The 14,085-nt window shown below is 72.4% G+C and carries 14 protein-coding genes; 7 read left to right on the top strand and 7 right to left on the bottom strand.

Going from position 1 to position 14,085, the window contains the following annotated elements; genetic code table 11:
* The first annotated feature begins 1 nt into the window (after position 1).
* The 4 genes from ACZ7IF_RS28305 (at position 2) to ACZ7IF_RS28290 (ending at position 4,457) form a co-directional block, all read left to right on the top strand.
* Positions 2-1,300: an LLM class flavin-dependent oxidoreductase gene (locus tag ACZ7IF_RS28305; RefSeq protein ID WP_470976848.1), complete on the top strand. Its 1,299-nt coding sequence runs from the start codon at positions 2-4 to the stop codon at positions 1,298-1,300.
* Between the two features lie 48 nt (positions 1,301-1,348).
* Positions 1,349-2,707, top strand: coding sequence for a condensation domain-containing protein (locus ACZ7IF_RS28300; RefSeq protein ID WP_470976845.1), 1,359 nt, complete (start codon positions 1,349-1,351; stop codon positions 2,705-2,707).
* 207 nt (positions 2,708-2,914) lie between these two features.
* Complete coding sequence (locus ACZ7IF_RS28295; protein WP_470976842.1) at positions 2,915-3,532, top strand: nucleoside/nucleotide kinase family protein; 618 nt, start codon at positions 2,915-2,917, stop codon at positions 3,530-3,532.
* Between the two features lie 28 nt (positions 3,533-3,560).
* The gene (locus tag ACZ7IF_RS28290) at positions 3,561-4,457 is read left to right on the top strand and encodes an arginase family protein (protein ID WP_470976839.1); all 897 of its coding nucleotides are present in this window, start codon (positions 3,561-3,563) and stop codon (positions 4,455-4,457) included.
* Between the two features lie 21 nt (positions 4,458-4,478).
* Here ACZ7IF_RS28290 and ACZ7IF_RS28285 read toward each other — a convergent pair whose 3' ends face one another.
* Complete coding sequence (locus ACZ7IF_RS28285) at positions 4,479-6,083, bottom strand: phospholipase D family protein (protein ID WP_470976836.1); 1,605 nt, start codon at positions 6,081-6,083, stop codon at positions 4,479-4,481.
* Positions 6,084-6,244: 161 nt separating this feature from the next.
* Entirely contained in the window at positions 6,245-6,967 is a 723-nt protein-coding gene (locus ACZ7IF_RS28280; protein WP_470976832.1) for a sortase domain-containing protein, read from the bottom strand.
* Positions 6,968-7,466: 499 nt separating this feature from the next.
* Between ACZ7IF_RS28280 and ACZ7IF_RS28275 the strand changes: the two genes are divergently transcribed.
* Positions 7,467-8,027: a DUF6817 domain-containing protein gene (locus tag ACZ7IF_RS28275; protein ID WP_470976829.1), complete on the top strand. Its 561-nt coding sequence runs from the start codon at positions 7,467-7,469 to the stop codon at positions 8,025-8,027.
* A 106-nt stretch (positions 8,028-8,133) separates the two neighbouring features.
* Here ACZ7IF_RS28275 and ACZ7IF_RS28270 read toward each other — a convergent pair whose 3' ends face one another.
* From ACZ7IF_RS28270 to ACZ7IF_RS28260, 3 genes are all read right to left on the bottom strand, one after another.
* Positions 8,134-8,547: a DoxX family protein gene (locus tag ACZ7IF_RS28270; RefSeq protein WP_470976825.1), complete on the bottom strand. Its 414-nt coding sequence runs from the start codon at positions 8,545-8,547 to the stop codon at positions 8,134-8,136.
* A 37-nt stretch (positions 8,548-8,584) separates the two neighbouring features.
* Positions 8,585-9,019 (bottom strand): YdeI/OmpD-associated family protein, encoded by a 435-nt coding sequence (locus tag ACZ7IF_RS28265; RefSeq protein ID WP_470976822.1) that lies wholly within the window; start codon positions 9,017-9,019, stop codon positions 8,585-8,587.
* A gap of 338 nt (positions 9,020-9,357) precedes the next feature.
* A complete protein-coding gene (locus ACZ7IF_RS28260) occupies positions 9,358-10,227 on the bottom strand; it encodes a hypothetical protein (RefSeq protein WP_470976819.1) in 870 nt (289 codons plus the stop codon).
* A 303-nt stretch (positions 10,228-10,530) separates the two neighbouring features.
* Here ACZ7IF_RS28260 and ACZ7IF_RS28255 point away from each other — a divergent pair, with 303 nt between their 5' ends.
* Positions 10,531-11,874 (top strand): serine hydrolase domain-containing protein, encoded by a 1,344-nt coding sequence (locus ACZ7IF_RS28255; protein ID WP_470976816.1) that lies wholly within the window; start codon positions 10,531-10,533, stop codon positions 11,872-11,874.
* 186 nt (positions 11,875-12,060) lie between these two features.
* Here the strand turns inward: ACZ7IF_RS28255 and ACZ7IF_RS28250 are convergent, their stop codons facing one another.
* Positions 12,061-12,546: a cupin domain-containing protein gene (locus ACZ7IF_RS28250; RefSeq protein ID WP_470976813.1), complete on the bottom strand. Its 486-nt coding sequence runs from the start codon at positions 12,544-12,546 to the stop codon at positions 12,061-12,063.
* 250 nt (positions 12,547-12,796) lie between these two features.
* Here ACZ7IF_RS28250 and ACZ7IF_RS28245 point away from each other — a divergent pair, with 250 nt between their 5' ends.
* Entirely contained in the window at positions 12,797-12,937 is a 141-nt protein-coding gene (locus ACZ7IF_RS28245; RefSeq protein ID WP_470976810.1) for a hypothetical protein, read from the top strand.
* Here the strand turns inward: ACZ7IF_RS28245 and ACZ7IF_RS28240 are convergent.
* The gene (locus ACZ7IF_RS28240; RefSeq protein ID WP_470976807.1) at positions 12,921-14,012 is read right to left on the bottom strand and encodes a polyprenyl synthetase family protein; all 1,092 of its coding nucleotides are present in this window, start codon (positions 14,010-14,012) and stop codon (positions 12,921-12,923) included. The two genes, ACZ7IF_RS28245 and ACZ7IF_RS28240, sit on opposite strands and share 17 nt — an antisense overlap.
* Positions 14,013-14,085 lie beyond the last annotated feature (73 nt).

The following is a 14,085-nucleotide window of genomic DNA, read 5'->3' as shown; positions in this document are numbered from 1 at the left end:
CATGGACATCTACTCCGTCACACCGGAATCGATCAGCCCGCACCACACCTTCGAGGAGGATTTCCTCACCCGGGTGCGCGACACCTCGCTTCGATGTGAGGGAGCCGGCTGGTCGGGAATCCTGGTCCCGCACAATCTGCACGAGGTCGACCCCTGGATCGTGGCGGCCTACATCGGGTCGGTGACCCGGACCCTGGTCCCGCTCATCGCCGTGCAACCCTCCTCACTGCCTCCCCATACCGCCGCGTCCATGGCCGCCGCCTACGCCTCGCTCTACGGCCGCCCCCTGTACTTCAACCTGGTCGCGGGCGCACGTGACGACGAGCTCCGACGGACCGGGGACACCCTGACGCATGACGAGCGCTACGCGCGCATGCGGGAGTACGGGCGCATCCTTCGCTCGCTCCTCCGGGGAGAGACCGTCGACCTCGAAGGCGGCCACTACCGGTTCCGCGATTTCAAGCTGGAGCCGCGACCGGATGTCCTCTCCCGGTGCAAGCTGTTCGTCGCCGGCTCCTCTCCGGCCAGCGTCAGCGTCGCGAAGGACATCGCCGATGTCGTGGTCACTCATCCCGCTCCGTACGAGGAATGGGAAGAAACGTTCCTCAAGCCCTTGCGCGGGGAGGGATACACGGGAGAGATCGGCATCCGCATCGGCCTCATTCCCCGGGACGAGCGGACGGAGGCCTGGCGCGTCGCGTACGAGCGCTTCCCCCAGACCTGGCGGGGACGCCAGGAGACCCTCCTGAAGACGCGGTCGCCCAGCGCGTGGTCGCGCCAACTGGCCACACAGGCGGTCGCCGAACAGGAAGCCGGCGCCGACGGCATCGGCGACGACCCCTACTGGCTCGGAGCCTTCCGCAGCAGTCGGGCGAGCGCGCCCTTCCTCGTCGGCTCGCACACGGAGGTGAGCGAGCGGCTCGCCCAGTACGTGCGTGCCGGGGTCGGGCACGTGCTGCTCAACGGCAGTCACGAGGGCGACTACGGCGAGATCTCCCGAGCGGTAGAGCGAGTCCGGCTCAGTACGGCCGGTACGGAATCCCGATATCGACGCCAGGAGGCGCGAGCCATGTCAGAGGTACGCGAACAGTTGGCCAGGATCTGGACGAACCTTCTCAAGGTCGAGGAGGTGACCGACGACTCTGACTTCTTCGACAACGGCGGCACCTCGATCACCGCGGTCTATCTTGCCGCCGACATCCAGGAGGAGTGCCGGCTCGCGGTCGACGCGATCGAAATCATCTCGAACCCCACGTTCGGGAAGCTCGTGGCTCTCGTCCAAGAGCGGTCCGCTGCGTAACGAGGAAGGGAGCACCCAGTGGGAGTCAACCCCGGCAGGCTGGTACCGGTGGACTACGACGGGAGGATCCCGGTCACTCCGAACCAAGAGGAACGGCTCCGCTCCAACGGAGCCCGGAAATTCCTGGTGATGGGCAACCTGCGGTTCTCGGGGGAACTGGACGTCGCCGCTCTCGAAGCCGCACTGACCGGCCTCCTGACCCGGCACCCGTACCTCGGGGCCGTTTTCGGCCTTGACTCGGCCGGCCACTACTGCACGGTGCGACACGCCCCGCGCATCCCTCTCAGGCGGATACGAGTACCGCACGACATCCCGGGCGCCGGGCGCCATGAGGCGGGGCTGAAACTCGTCTCGGACGTGGCGGACGAGCCGTTCACCGTTCTCGGTGAGCCCCTGTTCAGGGCTGTACTCGTCGAAGTGGGCAGCACGGACCACCTTCTCGGCATCACCATGGACCATGTCCTGGCGGACGGCCTTTCCCGAGACATCGTGCTGAACGATCTGATTCGGTTCTACCGGCAGGAAGCCGGGCACGGGCGGGCCGTCCTGCCCGACTCCCCCGCCGGGTTCCCCGAGTACGCGACATGGCTGATGAACCACCTGCGGGGCCCCGACGGCGCGGCAGCCGTGAAGGAATGGACGGACCGCCTCGCGGGAGTGGGGCCGATCCCCCGTTCCCGCCTGATGGACCCCGACGCCCCTGGCGGGGAACCGCACGGCGCCTCTCTCAGCTTGTCCCTAACAGGGGATGCCACATCGAAACTGGAAGCGGCGCTGACGAGCGAGCGCCTGACGACGGGCACTCTGTGCGCGACGGCACTCAAGGTCGCGGTGGCGGGAATGCGGAGGGAACAGGGGGACCTCGATCCCGGAGACGTCGCGATCATGGCATCAGCGGAGAACCGCGTCATGCGGGAGATCCGGAGTGCGGTGGGGTACTTCGCGACGCCGATCACCCTCCGGACCGACCTTTCCGGCGGCCTGACGGTGCTGGAGTCACTGAAATCGGTCCAACTGACATCGCTTCACGCACTGACCCACCAGGAGGTTCCCCATTCCCTGCTCGTACAGGAAATGGATGCGGCCCTCTACGGCGTGCGACACGCGGCGGACCTCGACGCTGCGCCGCCGTACGTCAACTTCGACCACGCGAGGATCGGCGCGACCCGCACCGAGAAGGTCGGCGATCTGCTGATCTCGCCCTTCAGCCTGCCGAATCCATCCATCTCCGTTCCCCGCGGCGGCATACGGATCCAGTCCCTGGAATCGGCCGGCGAGTTGGTCTTCGAGGTCTACTACCGCGGGGACCGATACGGTTCACCCTGGATCCGGCGACTGATCGGGAGGGTCGGAGAATTCATCGACCTGGTCGCGCGGGGCGAATTCAAAGCACCGATGCCCCTTTAGTCCCGGTCCAAGGGGTCGGAGGCGCGGGCGACGATGGTGGTCGGCGGCTTCCTGCGTGATCGGGACGCGCGAGTCGCGGTGCTTGAAACCAGGCTGCCACGACCAGGAGGATGGTCCGCCGGACGACGCCCTGAGCGCTGTACCGCACCCAGGGGCGTTGGGGCGGATTCCGCGCGGGCGGTCGCGGGCCTCGGGCAGGATACGTACGTGCAGACGACGGAGCTGGTCATGAGGGCGGGTGCGCTGGCCGCCCGGGGCGGTCGGCGGATTCTCGGCATCGCCGGGCCGCCGGGGGCCGGGAAGTCGACGCTGGCGGCGCGGATCGCCGGGGCGCTCGGGCCGGAGCGGGCCGTGGTGGTGCCGATGGACGGGTTCCACCTCGCGCAGGCCGAGCTGCACCGGCTGGGGCGGGCCGACCGCAAGGGGGCCCCGGACACCTTCGACGCGGCGGGCTACGTCTGCCTGCTGCGCCGGCTGCGCACGCCCGAGGGGGCCACCGTGTACGCGCCCGCTTTCGACCGCTCGCTGGAGGAGCCGATCGCCGGCAGCATCCCCGTAGGACCGGCCGTACCGCTGGTGATCACCGAGGGAAACTACTTGCTGCACGACGCGGCGGACTGGGCGCCGGTTCGGCCTCTCCTGGATGAGGCCTGGTACCTCGCCCCGGACGAGGCCCTGCGAGTGGCCCGGCTCGTCGACCGGCACGTGCACCACGGCAAGGACCCGGCAGATGCGCGCGCGTGGGTGGCGCGGTCGGACGAGGCCAACGCCCGGCTCGTCGCCCCCGGCCGCCACCGCGCCGACCTCGTCCTCGACTCCGGCTGACGTGCCCGTGCGGGGGCAGAATGGGGCTGTGGCCAGGGAAGTGTCGGTCATCGAGGCACCCTCCGTCCTGGGGCTGCGGCCCTCCGGGGTGCAGGACCTGCCGGAGGCGCTGCTGGGCGCCGGGCTCCTGGCGGAACGCCCCCGGGCGGTCCGCGCCGCCCGGATCGAGGCTCCGGCCTACGATCCGCGGCGGGACCCCGACACCGGCGTCCTCAACCCTGCCGCGCTCGCCGCCTACTCCGTCCGGCTGGCCGACGCGGTCGGCTCCGTGCTCGACGCGGGCCGCTTCCCCCTGGTCCTGGGCGGCGACTGCAGCATCCTGCTCGGCAACCTCCTCGCCCTGCGCCGCCGGGGACGCCACGGGCTGCTGTTCCTCGACGGGCACACCGACTTCTACCAGCCCTCGGCCGAGCCCGCCGGCGAGGCGGCCTCGATGGAACTCGCCCTGGCCACCGGGCGCGGCCCCCTGCTGCTCGCCGACCTCGAAGGACTCGGGCCCCTGGTCCGGGACGAGGACGTCGCCGCCCTCGGCTTCCGCGACTCCGAGGAGTCGCGCCGGGACGGGATGCAGCCGCTGCCCCCGCGGCTGCACGCGATCGACCTCGACGCGGTCCGGGCGGCCGGCGCCGCCTCCGCCGCGCGCGAGGCGATCGGCCGGCTCACCGCGGGCGGCAGTCGCGGCTACTGGGTCCACCTCGACGTGGACGTCCTGGACGACGCGGTCATGCCCGCCGTCGACTACCGCCAGCCCGGCGGGCTGAGCTGGTCCGAGCTGGAGGCCGTACTGCGGACGGCACTGGCCGCGGACCAGGCCGTCGGCTTCGACGTCACGATCTTCAACCCCCGCCTCGATCCCGGTGGACGGCTCGCGGGGCGGCTCGCCACCTGCGTGAACCGGGGTCTGTCGGCACGGACCGACCCCTGAACCGGCCGGCCGGCCTCGCGCTCAGAAGCTGTTGCGGCGGCGCATCCCGAAGGGGCGGCCGTCCGGGTCGATCAGGGCGCGGTGCAGGGGCGCCGCGAGCAGGCGCCGCGTGCGCGACAGGTCCGGCGGGACGTAGCGGCGCAGCCGGCCCGCAGGGCGCGGTCCGCGGCTGCCGGCCGCGTGCCAGTCGTCCAGGGCCGCGGCGGAACGCCCGAACCGATCGAAGGCGGTCTCCGGATCGCGCAGCTCCGGCGCGGTCCCGTCCGGCGCGTCCAGGTGCTCGCGCATGAGCTCCAGGCGCAGCCGCCGGGCGAAGGGGCGGGCTCCGTCCCCCAGCCCGCCCGGATCGTACGGCGGATCGGGATCTCGGCTCCGGTCGAGGACGGTGCAGCTCAGCTCGGAGTCGTGCGTCCACGAGCGCAGGTTGACGTTGTCGGACCCGATGGCGGCCCATACGTCGTCGATCACGCAGACCTTGGCGTGCACGTACACGGGGGTTCCGGCGTGGTTCTCCAGGCCGTACACCGCGACCCGGTCCCCGCCCGCCCGCCGCAGCTCCTCCAGTGCGGTGATCCGCCCGATCAGGTTCATGGGGCGGGTGAGCCGGCCGTCCTGGTCCGGAACGGAGGGGATGACGGCGATCAGCCGGAGCCCGGGGTGTGCGCGCAGCGCCCGGGCGAAGCAGGCCACGACGCGCGGGGACCACAGGTACTGGTCCTCCAGGTAGATGAGCGCCCGGGCGCGCCGCAGGGCCTTGAGGTAGCCGCGGGCGATGCTCCGCTCGCCGTCGGGGGCGAAGGGGTACCCGCGCAGCAGCCGGTTCGGGTAGGTGCGCAGTACCTGTACGGCGTGCGTACCGCACGGCTGGGGGTCGGGCCCCTGCGGAGGCAGCTCGTCGGCGCTGGTGTCCTCCCGGCCCCACCACTGCCGCAGGCGGATCACGGGGCTGCGGGAGAGCGGCGCGGGATCCTCCCACCGTTCGCGGAAGACGGCTTCGACATCGCCGACGACGGGCCCGCTCACGGCCAGCTGGACGTCGTGCCACGGCGGGTGCGGGCCGTACGCCGGGGCCATGGGCAGCGACTGGCGGTCGCCCCGGTGGGCGGAGTCGTCGTTGCGGTTGTGGCACAGGTCGATACCGCCGACGTACGCGATGTCGCGCTCCGGGCGGCCTTCGTGGCGCAGGACGACCAGCTTCTGGTGGTGCGAGCCGCCGGGCCGTACGCGCAGGTCGAGCAGGCATTCGCCGCCCGCGGCCTCGATGTCCTCGCCGAGGGAGCGGTTCTCCTCCTCGCTGAAGCGGAAGCCGTCCAGGTGGGAGCGCCACAACAGCCCCTTGACGATGACACCGCGTTCCGCCGCTCCGCCCAGTACGGCCGCGATCTCCGTACCGGCTCCGGCCAGCCGTTCGTCGGGGTCGCCGCGCCAGTCGGTGAACAGGAGCAGGTCGCCCGCGCGCGTCTCGCGGATCCTGGCGAGGAGCTCCGCGAAGTACGCGGCTCCGTGGACCAGGGGACGGGCGTCGTTGCCCTCGGACCAGGCAGCCCCGCCCGCACGGCGCTCCTCCAGCCGTGTGGCGGGGTTTCCGCGTTCTCCGGGCTCCAGCAGCCAGTCCGAGCGGGCCATGCGACGACCTCCACCCTGTACCTACCCCCTCCCGGGGCCGTGCACCGCGAGCCGGTGCCGGCCGAGGCGCGGGGGCGACCGGTCGTATCGAAGCGGGGCGACCCGTGTCCGTGTCGGCGCGGCCTCCCGTAGCCCGCGTCCGCCTCTCCCGGCGGCCCGCGTCAGGCCGCGGAGGCAGCCCCGGGAGGCTTGCGCAGGACGCCGATCTTGTCGATGCGGTGCTCGGGGTTGCCCTGCGCGTCGCTCCAGAAGTTCCCCTCGGCGTGGTCCTCGGGTGTGGCACAGGTGGAGATCGTGATCATGGCCTGGGTGGCGGTCGCACCGGGCTTCCCGGGTACGGCGGCGCGCTGTTCGCTCAGCGAGCGCTCGGAGCGGAAGGACGTCTTGCGGGTCTCGACGATCTCGTAGGTGTACGTCTGCCCTCCCGCGGTCACGAGGACCGTGTCGCCCTCGTCCACGGCGGGCAGGTCGCGCAGCGGGCCGCCCGCCGAGAGGCGGTGCGCGGTGACCAGGAAATTACCCACCTGGCCAGGTCCGGCTCCGCCGCCCTTCCCGTGTGGGCTGGCCGCGACACCCAGGTCCTGTATGCGGGTCCCCTGTGCGTCGTCGGTCGTGCCCACGTAGGGAACCACGCGCAGCCCGGCGATACCCGCGGAGGGTATGGACAGCATCGATTCCCCGCTCGGAACGGGCACGGGCGCCTGCGGGGAGGGGGCGGCGGGGGCCACCGGGGGCAGCTCCAGGGCGGGCGTGTGCGAGACGGAGGCGGCGGGCGGTGGGGCGGCTGCACCCGCGGCGGCCGAGGGCCCGCACGCCGCCAGCAGCGCGACTACGGCGCCGGCCAGTACGGCGGGTACGGCTCGGGAGGGAGACGGCAGGGACATGGGGCGATTCCGTGTCGGTCGGCCGGGTCCTGCGGCAGATGGGGGGACCCGGTTCTCCGGGCCAGAGTGGCATACGGAGCAAGGGGTCCATAAGGGCCCCGTCCTGTGACCTCGCTCCCCTGCCCGGCACCGGAGGCGCGGAAGAATCCCGGAACACGAAGATCACCGAGCTCGAACTCCACCGGGCCGCCCTCCGTCGGCAGCTCCCGCCGGTGCGCGATCCGGCACCGCATCGTGCCCGGGAAGCGTCGGCTGACCCAGCCGGGTCCGAGAGGCGGGCCTACGCTGAAAGAGCGGCCGGGCAGGTGAGCGGCCTTCCGGCCGCCGGGCCCGGCCGTGGGCGTCTCCTCCCCCTCAGCAGACGCCCGCGCCGGGCCGCGCCGCCAGTGCCGTGTCGTACCTGTGAGCCCCCGGCGACCGGGTCCGTACGGCACGGGCCCCGGTGTCCGCATGCCGGTCCCGGTGTACGCCGACGCGGGTACCTCGCCATGATGGGCCCATGATGCACAGCGACGACCAGCACACCGACTCGCCGGCGATGGCCCTGCTCAAGGAGATGGGAGCGGAGACGACCAAGCACTCCGGCGGCACCCTCCTGACCCACCTGCTGCGCGTCGAGGCGCTGCTCGCCGCGTGGGGTGCACGGCCCGCCTTGCAGACCGCGGCCCTGTGCCACGCCTTCTACGGCACGGACGGGCTGCCGTTGGTACTCCTGGAGCTGTCCGAGCGCGATCGCCTCGCCCAGGCGATCGGTACGGAGGCGGAAGAGCTCGTGTACTTCTACGCCAGCTGCGACCGCAAGGCCTCCTACCCCGGCCTCGCCGCCCCGGACGGGGCGTCGGTGACCTTCCGGGACCGGTTCACGGGTGAGGAGTTCACCCCGTCCCTCCAGCAGCGCCGCGACTTCGCCGAGCTCACGGTGGCCAACGAACTGGACCTGGCCAAGGTGAACGAGTCCTTCCGCGAGCGCAACGGGGCGGCCCTGCTCGAGCTCTTCACGCGCTGGGCGCCCCTCCTGTCGGAGGCGACCCGCCGAGAAGTGACCGCGGTCCTGGGCTGAGCCCGGCCCTCGGGTGACCGCGCGCCGTCGGCGGGATCCGAGGTACGGGAGTGGGCGATGGAGCGGCGTACGCCGGCTCCTGGCCGGACGGCATCCGATCGGCGGATCAACCGGACCGCGGGATGCTGCCGGCGGCGGCCGGCAGGAGGTTTCGCCAGTCGGCGGGCCAGTTGGCCAGGGCGAGGATGCCCATGACGACGAGGTGGGTCGGCGCGGCCCAGCTTTCTCCCGCCGGGTCGTGGTTGACGATGTGGGTGGTGGCCGCGCCGGTGAGCACGAACGCCAGCGTCGTGGCGGCCAGGAAGCGTGTGCGCCGGTCAGGGATCACGAGGAGGACGGCGGCGACGCCTTCCAGGGCACCGACCGCGAAGCGCATCCAGGACGGGTAACCCCAGTCGGCGAACTTCACGGAGTACGCGGTGCTGAACATCGTGTCGCCCGGCCACCACTTCGTCACGGCTCCCAGCGCGAACTCAAGGGCCAGGAACCAGTACAGGCCCGTTTTGACATGTTTCGACATGTGCATCCCTTTCGGGGGGAGTGGGTGACGCCGGTTCTCAGTCCCGCAGGGCGGCGACGGCCTTCTCGATGCGCCGCAGGCGCGTCTCGGGCTTCTTCGCGCTCTCGATGGCGCGCACGTGTTCACGCTTCCGGCTGTCGGTGAGACCGTCGAAGGCGGCGCGGGCGGCCGGGGCGTCGTCGAGGGCTCGGGCGAGGTCCGCGGGCACGACGACGACGCGGGGCTCGGTGTCGAGCTCCACCTCGACCTCGACCTCTTCACCTGTCGCGACACCCGCGGCCCGCCGGTTGGCGTTGCTGAGGCCGAGCAGGTGACGGCCGCGCAGGATGGCGACGCGGCTCTTCCAGCGATGCCCGTTGACGGTGATCGTCACCGGCGGTCGGGCGCCCTCGCCGAGCGCCTCGACCACCTCGGGCGGAACCTCCAGTCCCCGCATGGGCTCGGGCGGCTCGACGAGGGTGCGGAACTTCACGACGTGCTCCTTTGGTCCGTGCGGGGCCGGGCCGGTTCCGTGGGCGGAAGCGGCGGTTGCCATGACCCTCACGCTAGGGGTCGGGTGGCGGCCGGGGCTTCTCGATTCCTGACCGGTCCCGCGACCCGCCCGCCTACGGACGCACGTCAGGTGTCGCACTCGCCGTTCCACGGAGCCGAGAAGCCCTCGGGGGTGGAGCTCGGCCCATTCATCGACGGTGAGCCGGAACGGGCGGATCGCGAGGCGTACGCAGCCGGCGGACCGGCCCGGCCGGTCCGCCGGCCCTGGCCGCTAGCGCTTGACCCTGGTCAGGTGGACGGCCTTGACGTCGCTCCCGGTCACCGAGGCCTGGTAGTCGCTGTCGTAGGCGGTGGCGGTCGCCTTGACCTCGACGTCGCCCGCCTGGAAGGGGCTGGCCCCCGTCGGATCCGCCTCGGCGCTCCAGGCGACGGGGGCCCCGGGACGCACTTCACGACGGTGCTGTACGGGCCCCGGATCAGGGTGTTGCGCTTGACCTGGGTCACCAGGCCCGACACGTCCACCTGGGCCGGCTTGTTGCAGTTGACCTTGCCGTGCACCGTGGCGCGGCCGTTCAGGGCGCCGGCCTGGCCCTCGACCGATACGCCGACGCCCAGGGAGAGCGCGGCCGGGGGTGCGGGGTTCTTGATGTGGACCTGGCCGCGCAGGGCGGGGCCGCTGCCTTCGCAGTGCTGCTCGTAGGCGGCGTCGAGGGCCTCGACGTAGCCGTTCGGGCCCCAGGTGATCTTCGAGATGGTGAAGGAACCGGTCAGGGTGTTGCAGCCGCGGCCGTTTCCGTCATGACTGAGGCCCGGAGCGGCGCCGTCGTTGAACGGGTACCGGGTCGCGCCCTCGTACGTGCCGGCCCGGAGCTCCTGCCCTGCCGGAGCGGCCAGTGAGAGGGACCACCAGTCGCCGTTGGCACCGGTGATGCCGATGCCCAGGGTGGTCCGGGCGGCGGAACCGTTGACCTGGATCTGGTCGGTGCCGGCGGCGTAGGCATAGGATCCGCCGCCGCTGATGTAGTCGCCCGGGTCGCCGGTGAAGCCGACGCTGCCTTCCGCCACCGGCTGCGCGTGCGCGCCGACGGCGGTGATCAGGCCGCCGGTGGCCAGGGCTAGCGTGAGACCCAGCCCGGTGGCGGCACGCGCGAGGGCGCGCCGCATCGGGTGTCGCATCGGGTGTCGCATCGCGATCAAATCCCCCCACGTGTTGCTGCGTGGTCCCCGGGCGGCGGTTGCCGCAAGGGCGAACGGAGTGTCGCAAGGCCGGTGGTGGGCTACAACTCCTTTTACTGGAGCGGCAGATGGGGTTGGCCGGATTTCCACGCGGGCGGCACGGGCCGGTCCCGGCGGCTGCCGGGGGACGCCGTGCGGGCGGAGCCTGGGGCGAGGAGAGGACGCTCCGCCCGCCGGGCCGCGTACACCCCCCGCTGGTAAGATCGGGGGGTTCCAGCCGTGTCGGGGGCCGAGCGGTACGGTCGTGATGCGTGTATGAAGACCTCCCGCGCCTCCCTGCCCTTCCGGCCGTCCCGCCGGGGCCGCGGCGTCCCCGGCCTCCTGGCCCGCGGGGCTCTGGCCGTGTCCTGCTCGGCGGTGCTGATCGCGGGGGCCGCCGCGCCCGGCGGGTGGGCGGCCGCGGTACCGGACCCGGCGGGCACTCCTTCCGCGACGGCCGGCGTGCCCCGTTCCTCCGCCTCCGCGCTGAAGCCCATCGATCCGGCCGCATTCCAGGCCTCCGTCGAACGCATGGCGGAGAAGCTCATGGTGCCCGGCGCGTTCGTTCTGCTCCGCACCCCGCAGGGCACCTACCGGGCCGTCGTCGGCACCACCGAGCGGGGCACCGCGCGGCCGCCGGACGCCCGGGACCACTTCCGGATCGCCTCCAACACCAAGACCATGACCGCGGCGTTGATCATGCTGCTGGCCCAGGACGGGAAGCTGAAGCCGGGCGATCCGGTCTCCGCGTACGTTCCGGGCGTGCCCGACGGCGCCCGCATCACCATCGCCGAACTCCTCAGGATGCGCAGCGGGCTCTACAACTACACCAACGCCCCCGAACTCGCCTCCGCCCTGGACGCCGACCCGGGGAAGGCGTACACCCCACAGGACGTACTGGCCATGGCCTTCCGGCGGCCGCCGAACTTCGCGCCCGACGCGGACTACGAGTACTCCAACACCAACTACGCCCTGCTCGGCCTCGTCGCGGAGAAGGCCGGCGGCCGCCCCCTCGCCGAGCAGCTCCGGGACCGGCTCTTCGCCCCGCTGGGCCTGTCGGGAACCTACCTGCCCGGCATCCACGACAGGTCCCTCGCCGAGCCCTCTTCCCACGGCTACATGTACGGCGGCACGTCCTACGCCCTGGTCGACGAGCCGTACCCGGCCGCCCTCCGCCGGGCCGCCGAGGCGGGGAAGCTCGCGCCCGTCGACTACACCCGCCAGAACCCCTCCTACGCCACCGCCGCCGGAGGAGCCGTCTCCACCGCGCAGGACCTGGCCACCTGGATCAGGTCGCTGGTCACGGGGAAGGTCCTCGGCCCCGCGACCCAGCGGCAGTGGCTCGCCGGCCCGCAGGCCGAGGACCCGGCCGCGCCCGACGGTCAGAAGTACGGCTACGGCATCGCCCAGCAGAAGTTCGGCCCGAACGCGGCGATGTACTACCACGGCGGTGAGCTCCCGGGCTTCAACTCCTTCATCGGTCACGACCCCGCCCATGACGTCACGCTCGTCATCTGGACGAACCTGACCCTGTCGCCCGACGGCCGGACCACCGCCCAGGCCCTGCTCCCCACCGTGCTCAACCAGATCTACACCGGGCTCGACCTGCCGACGGGCTGACGCTCCCGCCCGGCATTCGAGTGCGGTGCCCGGATGCGGGCCCCTGCGGGCCACCGAGGTGCCAGCAGGCCAGTACCTGGGACCGGGCGGGGTCACAGGGTGCACACTGCCGGTCGCGCCTCCGGTCCGCGGGAGGCGGCCTGATGCCACGGTGGGCGGGCCCGCGCGGCCTGTCGAGCAGCGGGTTCACTCGGGCCGGGGCGGCAGCGGGGTACCGCAACCGGTGCAGTAGCGGGCATCGGCTTCGATCGCGTGGCGGTGGCAGCCCCCGCACACCAGATGCACCGCGCACGCCGGGGGCGGGGCGGTGGTGACGCCTTGGATGCTCAGCCCGGAGCGTCGGCGGTGCGCGGTCAGTACGACCAGGCCGTCCGGGCCTGCGAGCAGCGCCCGGGGAGTGCCGCGGGGCAGGAAGGTGAAGCGGCCGGGCGCCAAGGGGAGTTCGGTGGTGCCGCAGGTGAGGGTTCCGCTGCCGGCGATGACGACGAGCAGGACGTCGACCTCGCTTTCGGTGGACAGGCTCCCACCGGTGCCGGGAAGGTGGCGGACCAGGTTCGCGTCCAGTTGGCGGCCGGCTTGCCGGAGGCGCCAAAGGGCTCCGCGCCGGCCGGGTTCGACCGAGGCGAGCAGTTCCCCGACCGTGATGCTCTCGGCCTCCTGTGCCGTACCCATGCCGTGCCTCCCCTTTTCGTGGCCGAGCCGTCCACGAGCAGCATGATCGCCCATCGGCGCCGGGGCGGAGCACAGCGGGGCGCGATCGGCCCCGGGACAGCGATCTGCCGAACGGAGATCCGCACGTGGGCACCGGGGCGGAGCGGCCTCCGCGGTGACCGGGCGGCGGCCGGTCTCACTGTGGGGCCTGCCGTCGGCGACGGCGTTCAGCTGCGTACGCCGCCGGCGACGATGAGGGCGTCGCCGGAACGTGGCCCTCGCCAGACCGGAGCCGGCCGCGCAGGCCGTGGTGAACGCCTTCCCCGGGGACCGACCCGGCCGGGCGACGGCGTCCCTGCGCGATGTGGGGCAGGCCCTGCACGACGGGGTGGCCGTCACCGGTCGCGGGTGACGCTCCAGCCCGGCATGTGCTCGAAGAACGCCACGGCCTCCGGCCGCCAGCGCTCCCGCCACGTGGCGGCCTGCGCCTCGGCCCGACGGGCGTAGCCGTCGGCGTCGGCCCGGAGCCGCCGGTCGACGCCGTGCGCTCGCGCGATGCGGCGTATGCGGTCGAGGGTTTCTTCGTCGCAGCCCGGATCTCCCGAGGCTTCGTCCAGCAGCTTGCGCTCGGCGTCGTCGCAGACGGCCAGAAGAGCGCGGAGGGCGTAGCTGCGGCGACCCGAACGGATGTCGGACCCGACCGGTTTGCCGAGGGCTGCCGGATCGCCGAACAGGTCGAGCCAGTCGTCGTGGATCTGGTTGGCGATCCCCAATGCGGTGGCGTAGCGCCGCAGTTCAGCGTCGTACGGGGCGTGGTCGGCGCCGGCGGCGAGCAGGCCCAGACGCAGCGGGGCGAGCACGGAGTAGCGGGTCGACTTGAATTCGGTGACCGCGTGCAGGAACTCGATGTCGGGGAGGGGGTGGAAGTCGCGTTCCAGATCGATCATCTGCCCGGGCATCGTGGCGGCTCCCGTGTCGGCGTGGACGGCGGCCATGGCCAGGGCGCGGTCGGCGGGCAGACCGCTGGTGAGCAGCACGCGCAGGGACAGGAAGGCCGCGAGGTCGCCGGCGAGGAGGGCCAGCGCGAGGGCGGTGTCGGGCTGGTCGGGGAACTCGTGGCGGTAGGCGTAGTAGGTGGAGGGGCCACCGCGGCGTACGGGCGCGTCGTCGATGATGTCGTCGTGGATCAGGCCGTGGGTCTGCAGCAGTTCGATGCTGATGGCCGCTTCGTCCAGCCCTGGTACGACCTCGTCGGCCACCAGCGCGGCCGCCTCGTGCAGGAGGACCACACGGAGCCGTTTGCCGCCGCGCAGCGACATGTCGCGCACCAAGTCGAGTGCACGGGCGGGGAAGGCGCCGTGCGGCGGGGTCTCGAACATGCCGCCCGCGGGGTCGGTCAGGGAATCGAAGTAGGCTGCGAAGCGGGCTTCGAAACGGTTCTGGTGGCGGGACGCGCGCTGCAGGGCGGCGGAGAGGGCTTCATTCACCGGTCCAGGCTTGCACGGCGGTATCGGCGGGGGTCGACCGGCCGCCTGTTCAGGCCGTGGTCCCGGGTGCGGT

It is taken from the genome of Streptomyces sp. NPDC037421, from assembly GCF_055602105.1.
Note: the sequence above shows the minus strand (reverse complement) of the source record. Positions and strands in the feature narration are given on the sequence as shown.

Bases quoted from the DNA above. Each gene is read 5' to 3' on its own strand.
- ACZ7IF_RS28285 (WP_470976836.1), bottom strand. From the start codon at position 6,083: ATGGCCCGCTCGGACTGGCTGCTGGAGCCCGGAGAACGCGGAAACCCC.
- ACZ7IF_RS28250 (WP_470976813.1), bottom strand. From the start codon at position 12,546: ATGGGTACGGCACAGGAGGCCGAGAGCATCACGGTCGGGGAACTGCTC.
- ACZ7IF_RS28255 (WP_470976816.1), top strand. From the start codon at position 10,531: ATGAAGACCTCCCGCGCCTCCCTGCCCTTCCGGCCGTCCCGCCGGGGC.
- ACZ7IF_RS28275 (WP_470976829.1), top strand. From the start codon at position 7,467: ATGATGCACAGCGACGACCAGCACACCGACTCGCCGGCGATGGCCCTG.
- ACZ7IF_RS28270 (WP_470976825.1), bottom strand. From the start codon at position 8,547: ATGTCGAAACATGTCAAAACGGGCCTGTACTGGTTCCTGGCCCTTGAG.
- ACZ7IF_RS28305 (WP_470976848.1), top strand. From the start codon at position 2: ATGGACATCTACTCCGTCACACCGGAATCGATCAGCCCGCACCACACC.
- ACZ7IF_RS28280 (WP_470976832.1), bottom strand. From the start codon at position 6,967: ATGTCCCTGCCGTCTCCCTCCCGAGCCGTACCCGCCGTACTGGCCGGC.
- ACZ7IF_RS28260 (WP_470976819.1), bottom strand. From the start codon at position 10,227: ATGCGACACCCGATGCGACACCCGATGCGGCGCGCCCTCGCGCGTGCC.